The sequence below is a fragment of the Microbacterium sp. NPDC077391 genome (genome assembly GCF_040686955.1).
GTDB classification, from domain to species: domain Bacteria; phylum Actinomycetota; class Actinomycetes; order Actinomycetales; family Microbacteriaceae; genus Microbacterium; species Microbacterium commune.
Genome location: NZ_JBFBMI010000001.1, coordinates 826,347 through 852,302 on the forward strand (window position 1 = coordinate 826,347; position 25,956 = coordinate 852,302).

At 71.6% G+C, this 25,956-nt stretch carries 15 protein-coding genes and 1 tRNA gene; 13 read left to right on the forward strand and 3 right to left on the reverse strand.

The features are described from left to right. The first annotated feature begins 4 nt into the window (after positions 1-4). Both AB0O65_RS03795 and AB0O65_RS03800 read left to right on the forward strand, forming a co-directional pair. Entirely contained in the window at positions 5-3,241 is a 3,237-nt protein-coding gene (locus tag AB0O65_RS03795) for an ATP-dependent DNA helicase (RefSeq protein WP_363383173.1), read from the forward strand. Then, the gene (locus AB0O65_RS03800; protein WP_313477720.1) at positions 3,238-6,717 is read left to right on the forward strand and encodes an ATP-dependent DNA helicase; all 3,480 of its coding nucleotides are present in this window, start codon (positions 3,238-3,240) and stop codon (positions 6,715-6,717) included. The genes AB0O65_RS03795 and AB0O65_RS03800 overlap by 4 nt, the downstream gene beginning before the upstream one ends. Here AB0O65_RS03800 and AB0O65_RS03805 read toward each other — a convergent pair. Next, on the reverse strand, positions 6,663-8,129 hold the full coding sequence (locus AB0O65_RS03805; protein ID WP_363383176.1) for a hypothetical protein: 1,467 nt from the start codon (positions 8,127-8,129) through the stop codon (positions 6,663-6,665). The genes AB0O65_RS03800 and AB0O65_RS03805 overlap by 55 nt on opposite strands. 103 nt (positions 8,130-8,232) lie before the next feature. On the opposite strand from AB0O65_RS03805, the gene nudC reads away from it, so the two are divergent. Both nudC and AB0O65_RS03815 read left to right on the forward strand, forming a co-directional pair. After that, positions 8,233-9,147 carry an NAD(+) diphosphatase gene (nudC, locus tag AB0O65_RS03810; protein WP_071642733.1) on the forward strand — a complete coding sequence of 305 codons (915 nt, stop codon included), beginning with the start codon at positions 8,233-8,235 and terminating at the stop codon, positions 9,145-9,147. Then, positions 9,144-10,868, forward strand: a complete 1,725-nt coding sequence (locus AB0O65_RS03815) for an ATP-dependent helicase (RefSeq protein WP_363383180.1) — start codon at positions 9,144-9,146, stop codon at positions 10,866-10,868. Before nudC ends, AB0O65_RS03815 begins: the two co-directional genes overlap by 4 nt. 853 nt (positions 10,869-11,721) lie before the next feature. Here AB0O65_RS03815 and AB0O65_RS03820 read toward each other — a convergent pair. Next, positions 11,722-13,155 (reverse strand): zinc-dependent metalloprotease, encoded by a 1,434-nt coding sequence (locus AB0O65_RS03820; RefSeq protein ID WP_313477730.1) that lies wholly within the window; start codon positions 13,153-13,155, stop codon positions 11,722-11,724. 118 nt (positions 13,156-13,273) lie between these two features. Between AB0O65_RS03820 and AB0O65_RS03825 the strand changes: the two genes are divergently transcribed. The 6 genes from AB0O65_RS03825 (at position 13,274) to AB0O65_RS03850 (ending at position 20,114) form a co-directional block, all read left to right on the forward strand. Beyond that, on the forward strand, positions 13,274-14,365 hold the full coding sequence (locus AB0O65_RS03825; protein WP_313477732.1) for a S16 family serine protease: 1,092 nt from the start codon (positions 13,274-13,276) through the stop codon (positions 14,363-14,365). Positions 14,366-14,431: 66 nt separating this feature from the next. Beyond that, complete coding sequence (locus tag AB0O65_RS03830) at positions 14,432-17,347, forward strand: UPF0182 family protein (RefSeq protein ID WP_363383183.1); 2,916 nt, start codon at positions 14,432-14,434, stop codon at positions 17,345-17,347. Between the two features lie 92 nt (positions 17,348-17,439). Then, positions 17,440-17,513, forward strand: a tRNA-Met gene (locus tag AB0O65_RS03835). Positions 17,514-17,677: 164 nt separating this feature from the next. Next, positions 17,678-18,229, forward strand: coding sequence for a hypothetical protein (locus AB0O65_RS03840; protein WP_363383186.1), 552 nt, complete (start codon positions 17,678-17,680; stop codon positions 18,227-18,229). 32 nt (positions 18,230-18,261) lie between these two features. Further along, positions 18,262-19,296, forward strand: a complete 1,035-nt coding sequence (locus AB0O65_RS03845) for a diacylglycerol kinase family protein (RefSeq protein WP_363383189.1) — start codon at positions 18,262-18,264, stop codon at positions 19,294-19,296. 14 nt (positions 19,297-19,310) lie between these two features. After that, complete coding sequence (locus AB0O65_RS03850; RefSeq protein ID WP_313477740.1) at positions 19,311-20,114, forward strand: carbon-nitrogen hydrolase family protein; 804 nt, start codon at positions 19,311-19,313, stop codon at positions 20,112-20,114. 209 nt (positions 20,115-20,323) lie between these two features. Here AB0O65_RS03850 and AB0O65_RS03855 read toward each other — a convergent pair whose 3' ends face one another. Then, positions 20,324-21,523 carry an aminotransferase class I/II-fold pyridoxal phosphate-dependent enzyme gene (locus AB0O65_RS03855; RefSeq protein WP_363383192.1) on the reverse strand — a complete coding sequence of 400 codons (1,200 nt, stop codon included), beginning with the start codon at positions 21,521-21,523 and terminating at the stop codon, positions 20,324-20,326. A gap of 97 nt (positions 21,524-21,620) precedes the next feature. On the opposite strand from AB0O65_RS03855, the gene AB0O65_RS03860 reads away from it, so the two are divergent. The 3 genes from AB0O65_RS03860 to AB0O65_RS03870 are packed head-to-tail and all read left to right on the forward strand — an operon-like array spanning position 21,621 to position 25,950. After that, a complete protein-coding gene (locus tag AB0O65_RS03860) occupies positions 21,621-23,210 on the forward strand; it encodes a trypsin-like peptidase domain-containing protein (RefSeq protein ID WP_363383194.1) in 1,590 nt (529 codons plus the stop codon). 53 nt (positions 23,211-23,263) lie between these two features. After that, positions 23,264-24,517, forward strand: coding sequence for a CDP-glycerol glycerophosphotransferase family protein (locus AB0O65_RS03865; protein ID WP_363383197.1), 1,254 nt, complete (start codon positions 23,264-23,266; stop codon positions 24,515-24,517). Next, positions 24,514-25,950, forward strand: coding sequence for a CDP-glycerol glycerophosphotransferase family protein (locus AB0O65_RS03870; RefSeq protein ID WP_363383200.1), 1,437 nt, complete (start codon positions 24,514-24,516; stop codon positions 25,948-25,950). Before AB0O65_RS03865 ends, AB0O65_RS03870 begins: the two co-directional genes overlap by 4 nt. The last annotated feature ends 6 nt before the right edge of the window (positions 25,951-25,956 follow it).

The following is a 25,956-nucleotide window of genomic DNA, read 5'->3' on the forward strand; positions in this document are numbered from 1 at the left end:
AAGCATGATCCCGGATGCCGCGCAGCTCGCCGTCGTGAACGGTGATGCCACCGCATCCGGAGTCATCATCGGCGCGCCCGGCACGGGGAAGACGACCGCCCTGATCGATCGGGTCGTGCACCTGCTCGCCGCCGGTGTGAGCGCCGACGAGGTGCTCGTGCTCACCCCGAGCCGTCAGGCCGCCACGGCGCTGCGCGACCGGATCGGCGTGCGGGTCGACCAGGCGACGCCCGGCCCGCTCGCTCGCTCGCTCGGGTCGTTCGCCTTCCAGCTCGTGCGCGGTGCGATGGTGCACGCCGGTCACGAGCCGCCCGCGCTGCTCACCGGCGCCGACCAGGACCGCATCCTCGCCGATCTGCTCGTCGGCGACGCGGAGGACGGGCTGCGTCGCTGGCCCGACGCGCTGAGCCCGGCGGTGCGCGCCTCGAAGGGTTTCCGTTCGGAGCTGCGGGCCTTCCTCGCCGAGTGCACCGAGCTCGGTGTGCGCCCCGGTGAGCTCGCCGGCTCGGAGCGTGAGGTCTGGCGCGCCGCCGATGACTTCCTCACCGAGTACCGCGAGGTGATGGGCGGCATGCGCGTCGCGCATCGGGATGTGCCCGAACTCCTCGCCGAGGCCACCGCGATCCTGCACACGGCGGAGCCGGTCGCGCTCGGGCCGCTGGCCGGGCTGCGCGTGGTGCTGATCGATGACGCGCAGGAGCTCACCCGCGGGGGAGTGCGGCTGGTGAGCGCGCTGCGCTCGCGCGGCGTCGCGGTGCTGGCGTTCGGCGACCCCGACATCTCGTCTGGTGCCTTCCGTGGTGCGAGCCCGCAGCTGTTCGCCGAGCTCGCGCGCGTGCTGGGCGACGTGCACGTGCTCGACGTCGCGCATCGACAGGGCCCCGCGCTGACCGCGCTCACCCGCACCGTCACGCAGGCCATCGGCGTCGCCGGTCGCGTCGATCATCGGCGCGCGCCCGACCAGACCGACGGCACCGGGGTGCGCACGCTGATCGCGCCGTCACCGCACGAGGAGGTCGATCGCATCGCAGCCGTGCTGCGCGACTGGCACCTCAGCGACGGCATCCCGTGGAGTCGCCTGGCCGTCATCGCCCACGACACGCGCCAGATCGTCATGCTCGAGGCGGAGCTCGCTGCCCGCGAGGTGCCGACCAGAGCCGCCGGCGTGCCGCGTCCGCTGGGCAGCGAGGGGATCGTGCGCGAGATCGTGGAGATCGTGCGGCTCGGGCTCACGCCGCCGGACGAGCGCGCCTCCGACCTGCTCGCCGAGACCCTCACCTCCCCGTTCGGAGGTCTCGACGCCGTCGGCCTGCGCCGGCTGCGCGCACGACTGCGGCACGTGGAGCTCGAGCAGGGCGGATCGACACCGGCTCGGGAGCTGCTCAGAGAGGCGATGCAGTTCCCGCATCTCTTCGACCGGGTGGACGCGCCGGAGGCACGGATCGCGCAGCGATTCGCGGAGACCCTCCGGATGCTGCACGACCAGGGCGCGGCGGGCGGCACGATCCACGAGCTGCTGTGGACGGTGTGGGACCGCGCCCGCTCGGTCGGCGGCGGCTCGCTGCAGGTCGCATGGCGCGTCGCGGCCGACCAGCCCGGCGGTGCCGAGATCTCACGCTCGCTCGACAGCCTGGTCGCGCTCTTCGACGCGGCGAAGCGGTTCGTGGAGCGCTCCCCGCAGGAGAAGCCCGCGCTGTTCATCCGCGACATCCTCGACAGCGAGGTGCCCGAAGACACCCTCTCGACGCCCGACCGACCCGGCCTCGTGACGCTGCTGACACCGGCGACCGCCCTCGGCACCGAGTTCGAGGCCGTCGTCGTCGCGGGTGTGCAGGACGGCATCTGGCCGAACGTCCGGCTGCGTGGCGGCATGCTCGAGACCTGGCGGCTGGGTGAGGCGATCTCCGCGGCGCGCTCCGGTGAGCCCGAGACCGTGCCGGGCGTGCTGGATCGGCGCAGGGCTGCGCTGCACGACGAGCTGCGGCTCTTCGTGCGCGCGATCTCGCGGGCGCGCACCAGGCTCGTCGTGTCGGCCGTGGACGACGACGACATGACGCCGAGCCCGTTCTTCTCGTTCCTGCCGGCGCCGCCGCCGGTCGAGGAGGACGAGGTGCGCTTCGCGCACCCGCTGACGCTGCGCGGTCTCGTCGCGCGCCACCGTCGCACGCTGACGACCTCGCCCGATCAGGCGGAGCGCGCATTCGCGGCCGGACAGCTGCGGATCCTCGCCGAAGAGGGTGTGCCCGGCGCGCACGTCGACGACTGGTACGGCGTCACCCAGCGCTCCAGCACGGCGCCGCTGCGCGATCTGCAGGCCGCGCCGGTGCGGGTGTCGCCCTCGCGGCTCGAGGCTTTCGAGGAGTGCGGGCTGAACTGGGTCGTCGCCTCGCTCGGCGGTGACAGCGTCATGCCGCCGTCGGCAGGTATCGGCACGATCGTGCACGAGGTGCTGGAGAAGGTGCCGGACGGCGACCCTGACGCGATGCGGGCCGTCATCGACGAGCACTGGCCTGAGCTCGACTTCGAGACCGCGTGGATCGGTCGGAAGGAGCGCCGCCGCGCCGACCTGTACCTCGAGCGGCTGCGCGCGTACCTGGGGGAGGTGTCGAGAGACGGCGGGCGGGTGGTCGGCGCGGAGGCGCCGTTCCGCTTCACGGTCGATCTGGAGAGCGGCGCCGTGCTCGCCGCCGAGGATGCCGACGCGCTGCACTCCCACGGTGAGGACGCGGGCAGCGGCCCGACGCCGGATGCGAGCCCGAGGGCCCTGGTCAGCGGTGTCATCGACCGTGTCGAGGTGTACCCCGCCGGTGCCGGGGAGCACGACGCGGCCCGAGGGCAGAAGTGGGAGCGGATGAGCGCAGCGGGCGAGCGGGTGGTGGTGGTGGATCTGAAGACCGGGAAGTACGAGCCCGACACCGAGGCCAACGTGCGTGAGCACGCACAGCTCGCCGCGTACCAGATCGCGGTGCAGGAGGGACTGCTGGAGGGTGCGCCCGCCGACGCGCTCGCGGGCGCCCGACTGGTCATCGTCTCGAAGACGGTCGGCAAGGCGCAGTACCGTGTCGCCCATCAGCACACCCTCGGCGACGAGGCGCGCGCGGCATTCCTGCAGCGGGTGACCGCCGCCGGCCGTGGCATGGCGGCCAGCAGCTTCACGGCACAGGTCGAGGCGCACTGCGCCGACACCCAGGTGCGGGTCTCGCCCTGCCACATCCACACGGTTCCGGCGGTGAGCTCATGACGGGCGGCACGCTCACCGGCGCGGCCACGATCTCGGCCGAGACCATCGCCCTCGCGCTCGGCCTCCCGGTTCCCACCGCGGCTCAGCAGCGGGTGATCGAGGCGCCGCCGAGCCCGGCGCTCGTCGTGGCCGGGGCAGGCAGCGGCAAGACGGAGACGATGTCCGGTCGCGTGGTCTGGCTCGTCGCGAACGGCAGGGTGCGTCCCGACGAGGTGCTCGGTCTGACGTTCACGCGCAAGGCCGCCGGCGAACTGGCCGAGCGCATCGGCATCCGGCTCGAGATGATCGACCACTTCGCGCGGCGCGGGCTTCTGCCGCACCTCGCCGAGATCGTCGCCGACGACGCGCTGCGACGCGTGCACGCCGCCGTCGCCGGCCCGCAGCGCGACGCGGTGCGCGTGCAGGTGCTCGACGAGCTCGCCGAGCGCTACGGCACGGGGTGGGACCCGCGCACGCCGCGCTCGGCGGAGGATCTGCTGGTCCGCCCGAGAGTGTCCACCTACAACGCGTTCGCCGACAGCATCGTGCGCGAGCACGCCGCTCGCATCGGACGCGACCCCGAGGCGGCCATGCTCAGTCAGTCCGCCTCGTGGCTCATCGCGCGCGCCGTGGTGCTGCGAGCCGACATCCCCGACCTCGAAGAGATCGACCGGTCGCTCGGCGGCGTCATCGACGCGGTGCAGAAGCTCGCCGCCGAGGTGCTCGACCACCGTGCCGACCTCGCGGACGTCGAGCGGATCGCAGCAGAACACGCCGCCGCGTTCGAGCCGTACCGCACCAATCGAGACGTCGACACCGCGGCGCTGAATCTGCGCAGCATCCCCGTGCTCGCGCGTCTCGTGCGCGACTACATGGCCGAGAAGCAGCGCCGCGGCGTGCTCGACTTCGCCGACCAGGTCGGCGGGGCGTTCGACATCGTCGAGAGCGCCCCCGATGTGCGCGCCGATCTGCGCGAACAGCATCGTGTCGTGCTGCTCGACGAGTATCAGGACACGTCGGTCATCCAGACGCGATTCCTCGCCGCCCTGTTCCGCGACAGCGCGGTGATGGCTGTCGGCGACCCGCACCAGTCGATCTACGGCTGGCGAGGGGCCAGCGCCGACAACCTCTACGCGTTCAGTCGTGCGTTCGCCCACGATCAGCCCGCCACCACGTACAGCCTGATGACGAGCTGGCGCAACGACACGCGCATCCTCGATGTCGCCAATCGCGTGCTGGAGCCGCTCGCGCGCGCCGGTCTGGACGTGCCGGCGCTCGAGCCGCGTCCCGGCGCAGGGCGGGGCAGGGTCGAGGTGCGCTTCCCGCACACCGTCGATGATGAGGCCGAACAGGTCGCCGCGTGGTTCGCGGCTCGGCGGCGCGAGCACGAGCAGTCGAATCCCGACCGCGCGCACACGGGAGCGATCCTGTTCCGGTCCAAACGTCACATGCAGACCTTCGCCGCCGCGCTGGCGCGGCAGGGCATCCCGCACCGGATCCTCGGTCTGGGCGGGCTGCTGTCGACGCCGGAGGTGGTCGACGTCGTCTCCATGCTGCGGGTGATCCACGACCCCACGGCGGGTTCGGCCCTCATCCGTCTTCTCGTCGGCCCGCGGTTCGCGATCGGCGTCGCCGACATGGCCGCGCTCTACGACCTCGCGACCGCGCTCGCCGGACGCGACGCCGACCTGTCTCCGCTCTCCGACGAGGTGCGGCAGCGGCTGCGTGCCTCGCGCGGGGCGGACGAGGCCGTGTCGATCGTCGACGCCGTCGACTTCCTGCGCGCGGCTCCCGACGACTACCGGCTGATCTCGGCGATCAGCCCCGAGGGGCGTCGACGGATGCGCGCGGCGGGGGAGATCCTCGAACGGCTGAGAAGGGCGGCGGGCCTGCCCATCCCCGAGCTGATCCGGATGATCGAGCTCGAGCTGCGGCTCGACATCGAGCTCGCCGCGAACGAGTCGCGCGGTCCCGCGCGGATCGCCGCCACTCAGCTGCGCGCCTTCGCCGATGAGGTGCGCGCGTTCCTCAGCGCCGACGACCGCGGCACGATCGGCAGTCTGCTCGCCTGGCTCGACAAGGCCGAGAGCACCGACGAGCTCATGCCGCGGCCCGAACCCCCCGAGCCCGGCGTGGTGCAGCTGCTCACGATCCACGGCTCGAAGGGACTCGAGTGGGACGCGGTCGCCGTCGTGCGGCTCGTCGACGGCGAGCTGCCGGGGCGCCCGCAGGACACCGCCGGATGGTTCGGATTCGGCGTGGTCCCCTTCGCGCTGCGGGGCGACCGCGATGCGCTGCCCGTCTTCCGGTGGGATCCGCAGGCCGAGATGGATGCCGCCGGCGACGTTCCCGCCAAGCGCCACAAGGCCGCGCTCGACGCGCTCGCCGCGGGGGTGACGAAGGCCTACCCGAACGGCGGCGCGCTGCGCCGGTTCAAGAACGAGTACCGCGACTACCAGCAGCAGGAGGAGCGGCGACTCGCGTACGTGGCGTTCACCCGTGCGCGCAGCGATCTGCTGCTCTCCGGCGCGCACTGGGCGGGCCAGGTGAAGCCGCGCCAGGCCAGCGCGTACCTGCTGGACGCGATCGATGTGCTCGGCCTCGATCCGATCGACGGGGTCGACCCCGAAGACAACCCGTACGACGGGCCCGGCATGACCCGCTCGTGGCCGATGGACCCCCTGGGCGACCGCCGACCGCGCGTCGCCGCTGCCGAGCAGGAGGCGCGCGCGGCGCTGGACCGCCCGGAGCGGCCCGCGCCCACCGAGCAGCTGGCGCGACTGCTCGTCGAGCGCGCGGAGCGGCAGCAGGGCGCACCGGCCGAGGTGCCGACGCGCGTCCCGGCGTCGCGGTTCAAGGACTGGGTCACCGACTATCGCGGCACGCTGCGCGATCTCGGACGGCCGATGCCCGAGCGGCCGTACACGCAGACCCGCATCGGCACCCTGTTCCACGCGTGGGTCGAGCACCGCTCAGGACTGGTCGGTGCGAGCTCCACCGTCGAGAGCGCTCTCTGGGAGCTCGACGACGACGGTGCGGACGCGGCGCCGCCGACCCATCTCGGCAGCGACGACGAACGCTCCCTCGCCGAGCTGCGGGCAGTGTTCGAGCGTAGCGAATGGGCGCCGCTGCAGCCGATAGCGGTCGAGATCGAGATCGACTTCGCGTTCGGCGAAGGCGACGATGCGGCGGTGGGCGGGGGCCACATCGTCATCTGCAAGCTCGACGCGGTCTACCGCCGCGAGGACCGCGGCGGACGCATCGAGATCGTCGACTGGAAGACCGGCCGGGCACCCCGCACGCCCGCCGAGCGAGAGGAGCGGATGCTGCAGCTGGCGCTCTACCGGCTGGCCTACCACCGCCGGTTCGGCGTGCCGCTGGAGGAGATCGATGTTGCGCTGTTCTACGTCGCTGACGACCTCGTCATCCGCGACGACCGCGTCTATTCGGAGTCGGACCTCGTCCAGCGTTGGAGTGCAGCACGAGCCGCCCGCTGAGCTTCGTCTGAGTCCGGGTCGGGGGACGCTGAGCGATCGGCGGCCGCCGCGGCCCCGGCATCCGTCGCCGCGGCGCTGCCGTCGTCGACACGGGTCGACCCGCGGACACCGGCGACGTCGGAGAGATCCTGCGTGGGCTGCTCCCACGACGCGTGCGCCGCGTCGCCCTGCTCCTGCGTCCGACTCGCCTCGCCGTCTGCGCGCGGAGCACCGGCGGACGACACGGGCCGGGCAGGTCCGCGACCGTCGCCCTGGTCTTCCTGGTCGCCTTGGTCTTCCTGGTTCTGCTGGTCGCCCTGGTGCTGCTGGTCGCCCTGGTGCTGCTGGTCTTCCTGGTCGTCCGGCTCGGCCTCGTGCCACAGGTCCTCGGGGCGATACGCGTCCGTCTGCATCGACGTGTCGATGTCGTTGGAGGCGGTCGCGGGCACGCGGTCGAGCACATCGAGCGCCGAGTCGACACCGCCGGTGTACGTGGCGGTCACCCGCAGATCGTCACCGCGCAGACCCGAGCTGAGCGACTCCAGCAGGGCGGCGGCGTCGTCGACGATGTCGGGCCGGCGCAGCTCGTCGCCGTGCACGAGCCAGCGGGCGAACTCGAGCTCGGCGTGCAGGCGGGCGCGCGCCTGCAGCGCGTCGTCGGTCGCACGCTGCGACGCGGCCGTGTACGCGGCGAGCACGTCGGGTGCGGCCTCCGGAGCACCGGACAGCCAGCCGAGGTCTTCCGCCGGATCGCCGACCGCGAGTCCGCGCCAGCCGAGCACCGCGACCACCTGCGGGCCGTCGTGCGGATCGTCCTCGAACAGGAAGGAGAGCGCCTGTATGCCGCCGAGCGTCACGGCGCTCTCGAAGCGCCACAGGTCGTCGTCGGCGACGGCGCTGCGCCAGCGCGCGCTGAGCCGTGCCGGCACCCGCCCCGTCGCGGATGCCCGATCCACCAGCTGCTCTGTCTCCGCACGCACCGCGGCGGCGTCGCGCACGCTCAACCCGGCCGCGCGAACGACCGACGGCGGCAGGGTGTGCACGGCGGCGATCGCCCGCCCGATCGAGACGGCGGCACCGCGCCCGGGGGGAACGTGCGCGGCTTCGATCTGGAAGCCGGGCATGAGATCGGTGACGAGCGCACGCGCGTCGCCGACCCGTGTCTCTCCCATCGCGGTGGGCACCCGGAAGGGCAGGATCTCCCTCGCGCCGGCGGTCAGAGCGCGCAGCGCGAGCGCCTCCTCGGCGAGTTCGACGGCCGCCGAGTCGTCGGCGGCGACGCGGATCACGAGCTCGCTGCCGTCGGCGAGTGTGGCGATGGCGGAGTCGAACCTCCCGTCGCCATCCGCGGTCAGGGCGCGAGCGCCTGTGACCTCCGCCCCGGGCACAGCGGCCGTGACCGCCGCCACTAGAGTGAAAGGAGAGCGAGCCATGCTCCCCAGCGTAGGTCTGCCCTCGCACAGTTGGCGTCCACGCCACGCGAGTGCCGCGGCATACGTCGCGTTCCGGGACGGCCGCACGAGAGCAGGAGGACGCATGAGCACCAGGTCCGACACCCTCGACAGGGCGGCCGAGCTGCGCGCACAGCCCGGAGCGATCGACACGCTGCGAGCGGCCGAGGGCACCAGGGTCGTCGTCGTCCGCGATCGTCGACTTCGCATCGCCGACCGGGCTGTCGTGCGGGCCAGGGTCGCCGAGGTCGGCGACGCGGAGTGGGCTCTGCTGGGGCGCGATGCCGACGGTGCGGCGCTGCTTCTCGCATCCGTCCCGCCCGAGCACGAGAGCATCGACGCGGCGCCGGAGGAGACCTGGCTGGGGCTGCGCGAGGTCGGCGGCATGCTCGATCCGCTCGAGGCCGAGATCTTCGTCACGGCGGTCGCCCTCGCCGCGTGGCTGGTCGATGTGCGCCACTGCAGCCGGTGCGGCACCCTGCTCGAGCTGCGCAACGCCGGATGGTCTCGGCACTGCGACGGGTGTGACGCGCAGCACTTCCCGCGCACCGACCCCGCCGTGATCGTCGCGGTCGAGAGCCCCGACGGCGAACGGCTGCTGCTCGGCGCCAACGCCGCCTGGCGCGGTACCATGTACTCGTGCTTCGCCGGGTTCGTGGAGGCGGGGGAGTCGATGGAGTCGACCGTGCACCGCGAACTCGCGGAGGAGGCCGGCGTGCGGCTGCGCGAGCTGCGCTACGTCTCGTCGCAGCCCTGGCCGTACCCGCGCTCGCTGATGGTCGGGTTCCGCGCGGTCGCCGCCGACGAGGACGTGGCGGCAGACGGCGAGGAGATCATCGACGTGCGCTGGCTGACCCGCGACGAGATCGGACGTGCACTCGCCGGCGAGGGCCCGGTCGGCCTGCCGAGCCGATCGTCGATCGCCCGCCGGCTGATCGAGGACTGGCATCGGGGCGAGCTGAAGCGCGGTGTGCTGAGCGAGCGCAGCGAGCCGAAGTGAGCGCCCTGGATGCCCTCGACGAGCGTCAGCGCGAGGCCGCCTCGGTGCTGCGCGGTCCGGTCGCCGTTCTCGCCGGTGCCGGCACGGGCAAGACGCGGGTCATCACGCACCGCATCGCGCACGGCGTCGACACCGGCGCATACTCGCCGCAGCGCGTGATGGCGGTGACGTTCACGGCGAAGGCCGCCGGTGAGCTGCGCGGGCGCCTGCGCGCGCTCGGCGTCGGCGGGGTCGCCGCGCGCACCTTCCACGCCGCCGCGCTCAAGCAGCTGAACTTCTTCTGGCCGACCGTCGCGGGTGACTCCGCTCCGTCGCTCATCGACAACAAGGTGAGGATGCTCGGACAGGCCGCCGACGCCATGCGTCTGCGGCCGAGCACCGCCACCCTGCGCGACGTCGCCGCGGAGATCGAGTGGCGCAAGGTCTCGATGATGTCGATCGAGCAGTACGCCGAACTGCAGCGGCCGGTCAGCGGCATCCGCCCCGAGCAGCTGATCGAGCTGCAGACGGCATACGAGGCGCTCAAGGACGAGCGTCGCCAGCTCGACTTCGAGGACGTGCTGCTCGCCTGCGCGGGGATGCTCGAGGCGGAGCCGCGCGTCGCCGCCGCCGTGCACGAGCAGTACCGCCATTTCACGGTCGACGAGTACCAGGACGTGTCGCCCCTGCAGAATCGGCTGCTCGAGCTGTGGCTCGGCGATCGGCGCGACATCTGCGTGGTGGGCGACGCGAGCCAGACCATCTACTCGTTCGCCGGTGCGCAGCAGCGGTACCTGCTCGAGTTCGAGCGCCGGTACATCGACGCGACGGTCGTGCGGCTCGAGACGAACTACCGCTCGCAGGCGTCGATCCTGACGGCCGCGAACGCGCTGATGAAGGGGCGGCCCGGTGCGCTCGCACTGACGCCTGCCGGCGCGCCGGCGGAGGACGACGAGGCGCCGACCGTCACGGCGTACGACAGCGAGTCGGACGAGGCCGCCGGCATCGCCGACACCATCGTGCGCCGCATCGCCGGCGGTGCTGCCGCCTCCGACATCGCCGTGCTCTACCGCGCACATGCGCAGTCGGCGGTGCTGCAGCAGGCTCTCGCCGCGCGCGGCATCGCGACGAGTGTTCTCGGCGGCACGCGCTTCTTCGACATGCCCGAGGTGCGTCAGGCGGTGCTCGCGCTGCGCGGCGCTGCCGTCGCGCCCAACGACGCGGGTTTCCTGCCCACCGTGCGCGATGTGCTGCGCGGCCTGGGTCTCACCGACGAGCCCCCGCAGGCCGGCGGCGCGCAGCGGGACGGGTGGGAGGCGCGCCGCGCGATCCTGCGACTGGCCGAGGAGGCACCGCCGAGCACGACGCTGCGCGTCTTCGCCGACGATCTGATGGCGCGAGCGAAGGATCAGCACGAGCCGACTCTGCAGACCGTCACCCTGTCGACGCTGCACGCGGCGAAGGGCCTCGAGTGGCCGCATGTGCTGCTCGCGGGCTGGGCGGAGGGCTCGCTGCCGATCTCATACGCGACGTCGTTCGAGAACATCGACGAGGAGCGGCGCCTCGCCTACGTCGGGATCACGCGGGCCGCGCGAACGCTCGCCGTGTCGTGGGCGCGTTCAGCGGGGCGGGGGGAGAGGTCTCCGTCGCGCTTTCTGGCGGAGATCGGAACGACAGCTCGCGGCACGGGCATTCTGCGTGATGTCGCACCGACCGCCAGGCGTGCCGCCCGTCAGGGCTGACTCGCACCATCAGCCCTGCGGACGGCGTCGGGGTGCGCAGGATGCGCGCCGCGAGCGCCGCCGCGTGCGCGATGCGAGCCGCGGTCACCCGCGTCGTCGTGCCGACGAGCTGCGCGTGCAGGCGCGGCCATGCCTCGTCGCGGTCGCGCTCGTGCGCATCGCGGCAGGACAGGCAGGGCGTGCGGCCCGGTACGACGAGGGGACCCACGACAGCGGCGTCCTGTTCGAAGCCGATCGGGAGGTGCGGCAGGTCGTCGCGCAGATAGGGCGCGAGCTGCAGTGCGGCGGCGGCACCGCCGACCATGACGACGGCCACAGCGCCCGCAGAGCGCGGGTCGGCCTCGTCGAGACCCTCGTCGATCAGAGACTGGCGCAGCCGCTCCTGCCCCCGCCCGTCTGCGAGGTTGATGCCGTCGGCCCAGAACGGCGGTGCCGGCACCGCGTCGTCCACCAGCAGCGGGCGCAGGGTGGCCAGCAGCCGCCGTGCCTCGCCGCGCGGTGCGCCCACGCCGTGCGCCACCACGTCGAACGAGCTGAGCCGGATGCCCGTGCGCAGCCGGTTCAGCAGCGGCTCGACCCAGGCTCCGGCGACATCCAGACGCACGACGCTCTCGAGGCCGAACTGCACCGTGTCCTCATCGCGCCAGAGCAGCGGGTAACGCGGATCCAGACGGGTCAACGTCGTCGGCGTCATCGGGCTCATGACCCGATTGTGTCCTGATGCGAGCGGTCTGCGGGGCCGGAGGAGACGATCTGTGGACGGATCGGGCTCCTCTGCGGCTGTGCAGGACGAGTCATCGCCCGCCCCGGACCAGCCTTCACCCCAGGCTCAGGCTCAGGGGCACGCTCAGGCTCAGACCGGCCGATCGCCTTCGGGACGGTCGTCGCCGGCTTCGTCCTCGCCGCCGGGCGAGGCCGTGTCGTCCGTGTCTGCTGCGCCGCCGTCTGCTGCGTCGGTGTCTGCTGCGCCGAAGTCCTCGCCGTCGAGCAGGCGCGCGAGTGCTTCGTCGAGCTCATCCGCCTCCGGCGTCTCTCCGCGCTGCAGGGCCTCCAGACGCGCGATGAGCGCGGACGGGTCGTCGATGTCCGATGCGAGCGGCATGATGTCGGGGTAGTCCCACAGGGCATCCCGTGCGGCGATGCCGACGGCATCCGTCACCGCCCGCCACATCGCCGACGCCTCGCGAAGGCGCCGGGGACGCAGCTTCAGGCCGACGAGCGCCCCCAGGGCGTCCTCGGCAGGACCGCCCACCGCGCGACGCCGGCGGGCCGCTTCAGCCAGCCGCGCGCCGTCGGGCAGTCGCGAGGTCGCCTCTTCGGTCACCACGTCGACCCAGCCGTCGATCGTCGCGATCAGATTCTCGAGGCGCGCGAGCGCCTCGCGCTGCGCCTCGGTCTGGGCCGGAAGCAGCGCTCCGCCCTCGATCGCCGCCCGCAGCTCCTCAGGGTTCGTCGGATCGAGGCGGGATGCCAGATCGTCGAGCACCTCGACGTCGACCGTGACTCCGCGGGCGAAGTCGGTGATCTGGGAGAGCACGTGCAGGTGCAGCCACTTCGCGTGGCGGTACAGCCGGGCGTAGGCGAGCTCGCGCACGGCCAGGTACAGCGCGATCTGATCTTCCGGGATCTCCAGGCCCGCACCGAAGTCGGCGATGTTCTGCGGGATCACGGCGGCCGTTCCCGCCGGGAGCACCGGGATGCCGACGTCGCCGCCGGAGACGACCTCGAGCGAGAGCCGGCCCAGCACCTGACCGAACTGGGCGGCGAACAGCGAACCGCCCAGGCCGCGCATCAGCTGGCCGGCACCCTGCACCATGCTCTGCATCTCGGGCGGGACCTGCGTCTCGAGCGCGCCGGTGAGGGCATCCGCGATCGACGTCGACACCGGGTCGGCGATCTCCTTCCACACCGGCAGGGTCTTCTCGACCCACTCGCCGCGGGTCATCGCCTGGGGTGCCGAGGCGAGCTCCGAGATCGTGGTCGCCTCACCGAGCCAGAGGTTCGCGAGGGCGAAGGCATCCGCGAGTGACGCGCGCGAGCCGTCGGCGATGCCGAGGCCGTCGCGGTTGGCGATGTGCAGCGCGCGCTGCTGGGCGCCCTGCCAGGGGTCGCCGCCGAACATGCCCTGCAGCTGCGACATGAACCCGGACATCTGGGCTGCGTCGATCGGCATCCCGCCCATGCCGGACAGCGCATCCCGGAGCGCCTCCGGGTCGACCTGCCCGCCCGACATCATGCGCCGGAGCATCTCCTCGAAGTCGGACGGATCCCGATCGTCATCTGCCATGCGATTGCCCTCTCAGCATGCCCGTAGCGTGTGCGCTCTACGCTAGTCACAGGATCCTGTGCTCGACCCCGATGCGCGCGGATCGCTGTACGCCGCTCGCGAACGCCCCGGAGGTTCCGTGTCATCACGCCGCAGCAACGGCACGGTCACCGGCATCGTCGCGCTGAGCGTCGCGCTGGTCGCCCTGGTCGCGCTCACCTTCGTGCCCACGCCGTACGTCATCCAGCGACCCGGCCCGGTGTACGACACGCTCGGCACCGCGCGCAGCGCGGACGGGGCCGAGGTGCCGCTGATCGAGATCGACGGGGCCGAGACGTACCCCACCGGCGGCACGCTCGATCTCACGACCGTGCAGGTGATCGGCAACCGCGAGCGAACCCCCACCTGGTTCGAGCTCGCGATGGCATGGACCGACCCCACCCGCGCCGTCGTGCCCATCGACACGGTCTTCCCGCAGGGCGTCAGCTCCGACGAGCGCGACGAGCGCAACGCTGCTCTGATGGTCGATTCGCAGCACGAGGCCACCGCCGCGGCGCTCACCGAGCTCGGCTACGACGTCGGCGCGACGGTGCGGGTCGTCGAGACCGTGGCCGACAGCCCCGCGGACGGACTGCTGCGAGCCGACGATCTCGTGCAGGCGATCGACGGCGAGGAGATCGACTCGGCCACCGCGCTGCGGGATGCCATCCAGCAGGCGGACGGTGCTGAGGTCACCCTCACGATCGAGCGCGACGGCGACGAGAAGGCCGTTGCGGTCACGCCCGAGAAGTCCACCGACGCCGCAGGCGAGGAGGTGTGGCTGATCGGAATCGTCCTCACCACCGACTACGACTTCCCCATCGATGTGCGGCTGCAGCTCGACAACGTGGGCGGCCCCAGCGCGGGCATGATGTTCGCGCTCGGGATCATCGACGAGCTCACCCCCGGCGAGCTCAACGGCGGTGCGGACGTCGCCGGCACCGGCACCATCGACGCCGCGGGCGACGTCGGGCCCATCGGCGGCATCCGGCAGAAGCTGTACGGGGCCCGCGACGCGGGGGCGACCGTCTTCCTCGCTCCGGAGCAGAACTGCGACGAGGTCGTGGGCCACGTTCCGGACGGACTGCAGGTGTACCGGACCGGCACGCTGAAGGAGTCGCTCGACATCCTCGAGAAGGTCGCCGCGGGCGGCGACACGTCAGCGCTTCCGGTCTGCACCGCGACGGGCTGATCCGCCAGCGGCGAACCGTTCGCCCATCCGGGGCCGCGTCATAGGTCGCCTGCCTAGGATGGAACGGTGACCTCGACCTCAGCGCCGCAGCCGGCCACGCCCAGCACATCACGACGGATCCTCGCGATCTCGGTGGCGATCATCGCCGCCCTCATCGCCGCGTTCTTCGTGTTCTCCTCGCTCTACACCGAGTTCCTCTGGTTCGACCAGCTCGACTTCGCCTCGGTGCTCACCACCCAATGGATCGCCACCGCCACGATGTTCGTCGTGGGATTCCTCGGCATGGCGCTGCCGATCTTCCTGTGCATCCAGCTGGCGTACCGGCTGCGACCCGTCTACGTGCGGCTGAGCTCGCAGCTCGATCGCTATCAGGAGGTCATCGAGCCGCTGCGCCGTCTCGCGATGTGGGGGATGCCGGTCTTCTTCGGCGTGTTCGCCGGATTCGCCGCCGCGGGCAACTGGAAGACGGTATGGCTGTGGGCGAACGGTGTGACCACCGAAACCCTCGACCCGCAGTTCGGTGCGGACACCGGCTTCTACCTGTTCGCGATGCCGTTCTACTCGGCTCTGCTGGCCTTCGCGTCGGCCGTGCTGCTGCTCTGCCTGGTGATCACCGCGCTCGTGTCGTACCTGTACGGTTCGGTGCGCATCGGGCAGCGCGAGCTGCGCATCTCGAAGCCCGCGCGCATCCAGCTCGCCGTGCTCGCCGGCCTCTACCTCGCCGTGCAGGCCGTGAGCCTGTGGCTCGACCGCTACCTCACCCTCGTGCAGCCTGAGGGCCGCATCACGGGTGCCGCCTACACCGGAGTCAACGCCACCATCCCCGGCCTGGCGATCCTGTCGATCATCGCCGCGGTCGTCGCGGTGCTGTTCCTCGTGACCGCCGTGATCGGCCGCTGGCGTTTCCCGCTCGCAGCCACCGCGCTGTTCGTGGTCGCCTCGCTCGTGGTCGGCATGGGCTATCCGTGGGTCGTCACCACGTTCCAGGTGAAGCCGAACGAGAACGCCTATCAGGCCGAGTTCTACGATCGCAGCATCCAGAGCACGAAAGAGGCGTACGGCGTCGCCGACATGGAGGTCACCCCGTTCGCGGCGACGACCGACACCGAGCCGGGTCAGCTGCGCGAGGACGCCGACACCACGGCATCCGTGCGCATCATGGACCCGGCGATCATCAGCCCGACGGTGCGCCAGCTGCAGCAGTACCGCTCGTACTACCAGTTCGCCCCTGAGCTCGACGTGGACCGCTACGAGATCGACGGCAAGTCGCAGGACACCGTCGTCTCCGTGCGCGACCTCGATCTGACCAAGCTCGGCGGCGGCGACAGCTGGAACAACCGCGCCGCCGTGTACACCCACGGCTACGGTCTCGTCGCGCTCGCCGGCAACCAGCGCACCAGCGACGGCGAGCCCGTCTTCCTCGAGCAGGGCATCCCGACCTCGGGCTTCCTCACCGACACCGAGAAGTTCGAGCCGCGCGTGTACTTCGGCGAGTCCTCGCCGGAGTACTCGATCGTGGGGGCCCCGGAGGGCACCGAACCCGTCGAGATCGACTACCCGCGCGGTGAAGACGGAGCCAGCGACACCAAGACGACCTTCGACGGCGACGGCGGGCCGCGCATCGGCAACACGTTCGTGAAGCTGCTCTACGCGATGAAGTTCCAGTCCGAGCAGATCCTGTTCTCCAACCTGGTCAACTCCGAGTCGCAGATCCTCTACGACCGCGACCCGAAGAAGCGCGTCGAGAAGGTCGCGCCCTACCTGACCCTCGACAACGACCCGTACCCGAGCGTCGTCGACGGCCGCATCGTCTGGATCGTCGACGGCTTCACCACGAGCGCGAGCTACCCGTACTCGAAGACGGTCAGTCTCCGAGACGCCATCGCCGACTCCCGCACCCCGGCATCCGTGGTGTCGTTCGACAACATCAACTACATCCGCAACTCGGTCAAGGCCACCGTCGACGCGTACGACGGGTCGGTCAAGCTGTACGCCTGGGACGACGAGGACCCGATCCTCCAGGCCTGGCAGAAGGTCTACCCGGCGACCGTCGAGCCGATCAGCGAGATGTCCGCCGACCTGATGAGCCACGTGCGCTACCCGACCGACCTGTTCAAGGTGCAGCGCGACGTGCTCGGCGTCTACCACATCGACGACGCCCGCTCGTTCGCGCAGGAGGACAACCGCTGGCAGACGCCGGACGACCCGCGCGCCAAGGATCGTCTGCAGCCGCCGTACTACCTGTCGATGAAGATGCCGGGTCAGGACGAGCCGCGCTTCTCGATGTTCTCCACCTTCATCCCGGCGTCCGCGCAGGGTGACACGCGAGAGGTGCTGATGGGCTACCTCGCCGTGGATTCGGATGCCGGGAACAAGAAGGGCGAGAAGGCCGAGGGCTACGGCAAGATGCGCCTGCTGGAGATCGACACGAACTCCACGGTGCCGGGCCCGGGTCAGGTGCAGAACACCTTCGACTCGGACACCGAGATCGCCAACAAGCTGAACGTGCTGACGCTCGGCAAGTCGGACGTGAAGTACGGCAACCTGCTGACGCTTCCCGTCGGCGGCGGACTGCTGTACGTGCAGCCGGTCTTCGTGCAGTCCTCCGAGGGCACCAAGCTGCCGAACCTGCGAAAGGTGCTCGTCGCCTTCGGTGACCGCGTGGCCTTCGAGGACACGCTCACCGAAGCCCTCGACGTGCTCTTCGGCGGCGACGCCGGCGCATCGGGCGGCGACGACGACGTGGAACCCACCGATCCCGGGACCCCGGCCGATCCGGACGCCCCCGCCGACCCCGACCAGGGCGGCACCCCGCCGACCGGCGAGACGCTGACCGCGCTCGAGGAGGCACGCGCCGCTCTCGAGGCCCGCGAGGTCGCGCTGAAGTCCGGTGACCTCGAACGGTTCGCCGCCGAGGACAAGAAGCTCACCGCCGCCATCGAGAAGCTGCTCGCTCTCGAGGACCAGGCAGCGGCCGAGTAGGGAGGTGCCGGCAGACGCGACACGCCCGTGCGCGTCTGCCGGCCACCTCGATTCGCCCTCCCTCAGAACCCGTGTTAGGCTATAAAACGTGCCGCGGGGTGGAGCAGTTCGGTAGCTCGCCGGGCTCATAACCCGGAGGTCGCAGGTTCAAATCCTGTCCCCGCAACAAGAGAGGCCCCGAGATCATCACGATCTCGGGGCCTCGTCCTTTGCGTCGAGCACCCCTCCGCTGACCCGGTCGCCGAACCGGCATCCGCCGGTCCCCTCGCAGACGCGCGCACGTTCCGCTGAACCTGTGAGCCGTACAGCTGAGGGGCGTAACGTCGCGTCATGGAGACACAGACGCGAACGAGCGGTGCAGACACCGCGACGCTGGGCCTGGGATCGGTGCTGGTGGGTTCGCTGCCTGCTGCGCTGATGACCGATGAGGCCCCGGATCGCTACACGGTGGAGGCGGTCTTCACACGCCGACCCCGACCGGACGAGATCGCGGAGATCCTGAGCGGGCAGACCAGGGACACGCTGACCGAGGCGGGCTACCCGACCGTCGAGCTGGCGATCTCGGATCGCCGACTGGAGATCGCGAACACGAACCTGGAAGAGCTGCGTGACGGTCTCGGCGGGGTGCTCGCCGACCGGCTCTCGGAGATCAGCGCCAGCGTCCGCGCCAGGGAGGAGGCGGCGTCGGTGCGCTTCCAGGAGGCCGCGGTCGGCGAGCAGCACCGGGCCGCTGCGGTCGCCGATCTCGCGGAGTCGGTGTCCTTCCGGCCCGCGGCGACCCCGAGGCCCGTCTCGGGCTCGGCGGCCGGTGTGCGATCGAATGCGCTCGACGACCGTGCGCGGATCGACGACTGGACCGACGAAGGCGGTCACGCGCGCTGATCTCGGCTGCCACCTCCGAGTGCGAGGCGACCATGAACGAGGCCCACTCGCCGGCGCCGCATGCCGCCGTCGTCTACCATCCCCTGAAGGTGCCGGTTCGGCGACTGCGTGCCGCGGTCGCCGAGCACGAGGCCGCGAACGGGTGGGCACGCACGCGCTGGCACGAGACCGCCGGCGACGACTCCGGGCGGGCTGCCGCCGAGAGCGCTCTCGCACACCGACCTGCGGTCGTGCTCGTCGCGGGCGGCGACGGGACGGTGCGAGCCGTCGCCGAGGTGATGCAGGCCACGGGCATCCCGATCGCGCTGATCCCGCTGGGCACCGGCAATCTGCTCGCCCGTGACATCGGCGCACCGCTCAACGACCTCGCCGCCTGCGTCCGCGCGGCGTTCTCGGGCGGGGATCGGGCGGTGGATGTCGGGATGGCGGAGCTCGACGACGAGGGCGGCTCTCGTCGCACGACGGCCTTCATGGTGATGGCGGGGATCGGGCTGGATGCCGAGATGGCGGAGAGCACGAGCGCGAACGCGAAGAAGCGTCTCGGCTGGTTCGCGTACGTCGCACCGATCGCCCGCTCGGTCATCGCCAACAGGCTCTTCCACCTCGACTACCGCATCGACGGAGGTCGGACGAGGTCGACGAGGGCGCACACGGTGATCGTCGGCAACTGCGGCACCCTCACCGGCAACATGCTCCTGATCCCCGCGGCGATCATCGACGACGGGCTGCTGGACGTCGTGATGATGCGCCCCGCGGGACGCTTCGGATGGGCGCGGATCGGCACCCGTCTCACCCTGCAGGGGCTCGCCCGTCGGTCCCCGCTCGGCCGCAGACTGCTGCAGCAGACGCCCGATCTCCACTCGCTCGCGTACCTGCAGGGCCGCCGATTCGAAGCGCGGTTCGACGCTCCTCATCTCGTCGAACTCGACGGCGACAGCTTCGGTCACGTCACCCGGGTCCGGATCACCGTGCGCCCTGGCGCCCTGGTCGTGCGAACGCCCGCGCATCGAGGCGCGCCGAGCGCGGGCGCGGCTCCCGAGAGCCGAGCGCGCGCACCGCGGGAGTGAGGGAGGATGGCAGCATGACCGCAGCCGCTCCTCTCGTCGCCGTGTGCCAGTTCTCCCCGGATGCCTCGCCGGAGCGCAATCGGGAGCGGATCGCCGTGCTCGTCGCCGCGGCCGCACAGCGCGGTGCCGACGTCGCCGTGCTGCCCGAGTACTCGAACTACTTCACGCCGGAGATGGACGACGCCCTCGCGCAGAACGCGGAGGGCCTCGACGGCGGGTTCGTCTCCGCGCTGCGCGCGCTCGCCGCCGAGCACGACCTGGTCGTCGTCGCCGGGATGGTCGAGACCGCCGACGCCGGTCGCGTGCACAACACCGTCGTCGCCGTGTCGGATGCCGGTGTGCAGGCGGTCTACCGCAAGCAGCACCTGTACGACGCGTTCGGCCATCGGGAGTCGGACTGGATCGAGCCCGGCGACCTCGGCGACGCGGCCGTGTTCGAGGCGCGCGGCCTGCGGTTCGGGCTGATGACCTGCTACGACCTGAGGTTCCCCGAGGTGGCGAGAACCCTGGTCGACGCCGGCGCGGATGCCCTGATCGTCCCTGCGGAATGGGTGCGCGGCCCGCTCAAGGAGCACCACTGGAACACCCTGCTCACCGCGCGCGCCATCGAGAACACCGCGTACGTGATCGCTGCCGACCACCCGGCTCCGGTCGGCGTCGGGTACTCGCAGGTGATCGACCCGCAGGGCGTGGTGGTCGCCGGCGTCAGCGCAGGGGAGGGGGTGGCCGTGGCATCCCTCGAACCTGATCTGATCGCCCGCACGCGCGAGTCGAATCCGTCGCTGCGGCTGCGCCGGTACCGCGTCGTCCCGCGCTGAGCCCCGCCCCTGCCGTCCCCGCCGCCGTCCCGCCGCCGTCCCGCCGCGCCCGCGCGCGCACGAACCGGGGGCCGACACTCCAGATGTCGGACCGATCCGCGTGAAGTGTCCGACATCTGGAGTGTCGGCCCCCGGAATGCATCGGCCCACGGCGGTCGGAGGCAGTGCACGCGGCCCCCGGAATGCCGGGCGGGGCGGGCGGCGGGGCGTCAGCGCAGTCCGGACAGCCGGCGACCGGCCTCCTCGAGCACCTCGACGCGCTTGCAGGCGGCGAAGCGCACCAGGCCGGCGTACGGCTGCTGATTCTCGGGCGTGACGAACGCGCTGATCGGGATCGCCGCGACCCCCACGCGCTCCGGCAGCGCACGGCAGAACGCGGCCGCGTCCGCACCACCCAGCGCCGTGGCATCCGCGACGGTGAAATACCCGCCCTGCGGGGCGAACACGTCGAAGCCCGCAGCCCGCAGGGCGTCGCCGAGCAGGCGGTGCTTGCGCCGCATCGTCGCGGCCGCGTCATGGAAGTACGCGTCAGGCAGGCGCAGCCCGACGGCGATCGCGGGTTGGAACGCCGAGCCGTTGACGTAGGTGAGGAACTGCTTGACGGTGAGGACCGCCGTGATCAGGGCCGCCGGTCCGTGCACCCAGCCGATCTTCCAACCCGTCGTCGAGAACGTCTTGCCCGCCGATGAGATCGTGAGGGTGCGCTCGGCAGCGCCGGGCAGAGTCGCGATCGGCACGTGGGGCGAATGGAAGGAGAGATGCTCGTACACCTCGTCGGTGACGATCACCGCGTCGTGCAGGGTGGCCAGACGCACGAGCTCCGCCTGCACCTCGGGAGTGAACACCGCGCCGGTGGGATTGTGCGGATCGTTGACGAGGATCAGCCGCGTGCGCTCGCCGACGACCGCGGCCAGTTCATCGAGATCGGGTTGGAAGTCGGGCCTGCGCAGCGGAACAGTGCGCAGCCGGGCACCCGCCAGCGCGACCGCGGCCGCGTACGAGTCGTAGTACGGCTCGAAGACGACGACCTCGTCGTCGGGGCCGTCGATGAGCGCGAGCAGAGTGGCGGTCAGCGCCTCGGTTGCGCCGGCCGTCACCAGGATCTCGGTGTCGGGATCGACATCGAGTCCGTAGAAGCGGCGCTGGTGCTCGCTGATCGCGGCGAGCAGATCCGGGATGCCGCGGCCGGGCGGATACTGGTTCGCGCCCTGCGCGATGGCATCCCGCGCCGCCTCCAGCACCGCGGCCGGACCGTCTTCGTCGGGGAAGCCCTGGCCGAGATTCACCGACTCGGTTCGCGCCGCGGCGGCCGACATCTCCGCGAAGATGGTGGGGGCAACCCTGCCGTCCGGGGAGAGCAGACCGGCTCCGGCGGCGGTGCGGCGCCACGCTCCTGGTAAGAAATCCATGCAGAACAGGCTAAGACCATAGGCGAATGTCATCGGCGGCATACGAAACGCACAGACTCGGTTGTCACTCTGATAGGGCATTGAGAAGGAGCAGAAGATGAACGACAACAGCACCCCCGACCAGCCCTCGAACCCCGAGGCCTCGGCTCCCACCCCGCCGTCGTCGACGCCCGGGCAGCATGTGCCTTCGCGCTTCGGCTCCGAGCAGGAGCGTTGGCAGGCCCCCGCGTCGCCGCAGCAGGGCTCGCCGTACGGCACACCGCCCCAGCCCGGCGCGACCTTCGGGCCCGCCGCCCCGCCGCAGCCGACAAGCACCCCGCCGAGCGGCGCCCCGTACGGTCCTTCGCAGCACGGGATGTCCCGGCCGCCGTACGCCACAGGGGCACCCGCGCCGTCCGAGCAGCCCACGCTCAGCCTCGACCCGACCCTCGTCGCGGACCCGGCCGGATCCCCCGCACAGGGCGGCGCCCACAGCACCGAGCAGCGCAAGAGCGGGGGACCGGTGAAGGTCGCCGGACTCATCCTCGCCGCAGCCCTCGTGGGGGGCGTCGCCGGGTTCGGCGGCAGCGCCATCGGCACGGCGGTGTTCGACCGGCCCGCCTCGCAGTCGGCGACGGGCCCGCAGAGCGTCACCGTCAACAACCCCGGGTCGGTCAACGAGACCACGGCCATCGCCAGCGAGGTGCTGCCCTCGGTGGTCACGATCGAGGTCGCCGGCTCCAGCGAGTCCGGCAGCGGGTCGGGGGTCATCCTCGACAAGGAGGGCCACGTGCTGACCAACACGCACGTCGTCACCCTCGGCGGTGCCGTGGCCGACCCGGCCATCCGCGTCACCACCTCCGACGGTCGTATCTTCCAGGCGAGCGTCGTCGGCACCGACCCCGTCTACGACCTCGCCGTCATCAAGCTGGAGGGGGCGGAGGATCTCACGCCGATCGAGATGGCCGATTCGAGCAAGCTCAACGTCGGCGACACCGCCGTCGCGGTGGGTGCACCGCTCGGGCTGTCGAACTCGGTCACCACGGGAATCGTCAGTGCCCTGAACCGCAGCATCGAGGTCGCCTCGTCGGCGCTTCCCGACAGCTCGGCGCAGCCCGACAGCGAGGGCGAGGAGGGCGGCAGCGGAAACCCGTTCCAGTTCGACATCCCCGGCATGGGCCAGCAGCAGGCGAAGCAGTCCATCTCGATCGCCGTCATCCAGACCGACGCGGCCATCAACCCCGGCAACTCCGGTGGCGCACTCGTCGACAGCAAGGGAAGCCTGATCGGCATCAACGTCGCGATCGCGACCGCGGGCGGATCGTCGGCGTCGAGCGAGGCCGGATCCATCGGTCTCGGCTTCGCGATCCCCTCGAACATCGCGCAGCGCGTCGCCGACGAGATCATCGCCGACGGCGCGGCCACCCACGGGCTGCTCGGCGCCACGGTGCGCGACGCGTCGAGCGTGCAGGGCGCGTCCGTCGCGGGAGCCGTGATCGACACCCCGACCCCCGGCGGCGCGGCGGACGAGGCCGGTCTGCAGCGCGGCGACGTCGTCACCCAGTTCAACGGCGTGCCGATCACCGGCGCCAGTGACCTCACCGCCCAGGTGCGCGCGGCAGCCGCCGGCAGTGACGCGACGCTGAGCTACGTCCGCTCCGGAAAGACCTACGAGGCGAAGGTGACGCTGGGCGAGCTCAAGCTCTGAGCTCTGCCAGCCGACTCCCCGAGAAGGACGTCACCCCGCGATAGGCTCGCGAGGTGGCGTCCTTCTCATTCGGCTCCGGCAACGCGGCGAAGCTGCTCCGGATGCCGCTGTATGCCGCAGGGCGCATCGCGGCGCTGCTGATCCCGCGCGGCGACACGTGGGTGTTCGGCTGCGGAGCCGGCGTCGGCGACGGCGCCCTCGCTCTGTACCGCGTCGCCGCGCACGCCGGGCACCCGGTGCTGTGGCTCGCGCGCTCGCCGCGGGATGCCGACGACGCCAGGGCGCTGGGCATCCGCACCGTCCCGCGCGACGGCATCCGCGGCTGGTGGGCGACGATCCGCGCCGGCGTGGTCGTCGTCACGCACGGGCTCGGCGACGTGAACAGGTACGGCAGCAGCAGCGCCTTCGTCGTGCAGCTGTGGCACGGCATCCCGCTCAAGCGCATCGGGCTGGACTCTCCGATCACCGCCCAGGTGCCGCCGGGGATTCCCGGTGCAGCCCTGCTGCGGCGCCTGCTGACGGCGATGTACCGCGGTGCGGCGCAGCGCATCCAGGTGCTGCCGGCCGCATCCCACCGCTCGCGTGGCCGATTGGAGTCGGCGTTCGGTCTCGGTGATGACCGGGTCGTCGTGACCGGCGAACCGCGCGTCGACGTGCTCTCCCTCGGCTCCGCCGCCCAGCGACGCGCGACGGCGACGACCCTGCTCACCCGCACCGGTCCGGTGCTCACGGGACAGCGGGTGCTGCTGTACGCCCCCACCTGGCGCGACGGCGCTCCCGACCCGGCGGTGCCGACCGCCGCGCAGTGGGTCGAGATCGTCCGACTGCTCGAGACGCACGATGCCATCCTGTTCATCCGGTCGCATCCGCTGGGCGCGGGCGCGTACGCGCCGCCGTGGTCGAGCGGACGGGTGCGGATGCTGAACTCCGACCTGCTCGCCGATGTCACACCGGCGCTGCCGCGCGTGGATGTGCTCATCACCGACTATTCGTCGATGGCCTACGACGTGGGTCTGCTGGCGACGCCGGTCGTGTACCTCGCGCCGGATGCCGAGCAGTACGCCCGCGAGCGCGGCTTCTACGGGCGGTATTCCGACGTCGCGGGCGACGATCACGCGACCGACTGGCCGGCGGCTCTCGCTCAGCTCGACGCCGTGCTCTCGGACGACGCGGTCAGGGCTGAGCGCTCCGCGCGCGCGGCTGAGCTCAGCGCGCACATGCACGCGCATCGCGACGGGCAGAACACCCGCCGCGTGTACCAGGCCATCCGCGCGCGCGGCATCCCCGCGCCGAAGGGAGCACGATGACCACGGCTCGCATCGATGAGCAGAACCAGACGCTGATCGTCTCAGGCGCCGGCGCTCGACCGGCATCCGCCACCCTGGTGGGGCCGCGTGCCCACGTCGCCGGCCGGCTCACCGGGGGCGGGAAGACGTGGAAGGCGACCCTGCCGCTGCAGGCGTCGCGCTGGGGAGGGGCGGCGCTCCCGCTGCCCGCCGGCGCGTACCGGCTGACGGTGGACGGCGTCGATCTCGACGGGGTCGAGATCGAGCCCACCCTGCTGCCGGGGCTGCGCATCGAGGTGCGCGGCGCGGATGCCGTGATCGCGGCGCCCGTCGCCCCCATCTACGAGACCCCGGAGGGGCAGCGCACGCTCGAGCAGCGGTATGCGTCGCAGATCGGGGCGGGGGAGAACGCGGTCTTCTTCGAGAGCTTCTACGGACAGACCGCCGGGTGCAATCCGCGAGCTATCGACCGGGTGCTCGCCGAGCGCGCGCCGGCGGTGATCAGGTACTGGAGCGTCACCGACCTGTCGGTGGAGGTGCCGGAGGGCGCGATCCCCGTCGTCGAAGGCGGACCGGAGTGGTGGCGCGCCCGCGCGGAGTCCCGCATCCTCGTGGTCAACGACTGGCTGCGACGGAGATTCGTGCGCAAGCCGGGGCAGATCGTGCTGCAGACGTGGCACGGCACGCCCCTCAAGCGCCTCGCGCTGCACCGGCCCGGGTTCGACCCGCGCCGGATGGCGGCGGTCTTCAAGGAGTCCCGCCGCTGGGACGTGCTGCTGGCGCAGAACCCGTATGCCGCGCGCATCCTGAAGAAGGCGTACGCGTTCTTCGGCAAGCCGATCTGGGTCGAGGGGTACCCCCGCAACGACGTGCTCGTGAACGGAGACCCGGCGCCGGTGCGCGAGGCACTGGGCATCGGCGCCGACGAGCGGGTCATCCTGTACGCCCCCACCTGGCGCGACGACCGCTCCGAGATGGTCGACTTCGTCGACCCGCAGCTGCTGGCCGAGCAGACCGACTCGGTCGTGCTGGTGCGCGGTCACTCGCGAACCATCCGGCCGGGGCGCGACCACGCCGGCGCGAGGGTCATCGACGTCACCGGGTACCCGGAGACGGCTCGGCTGCTGCTCATCGCCGATGTGCTCGTCACCGACTACTCGTCGGTGATGTTCGATTTCAGCGTCACCGGCCGGCCGATGTTCTTCCTCGTGCCCGATCTGCAGCACTACCGCGGCGAGCTGCGCGGGTTCTACTTCGATCTCGCCGAGCGTGCCCCTGGACCGCTCGTGCACAGTCAGGACGAGCTCGTGCAGGCGCTCGACGAGCCGGAGGTGCCCGAGGCCTACCGCGAGCGCTACACCGCGTGGCGCGCGCAGTTCAACCGGCGCGATGACGGGCACGCCGCCGACCGGGTCGTCTCGCGCATCCTCGACCAGGGCTGGCTCACGGTCTAGCCGGCC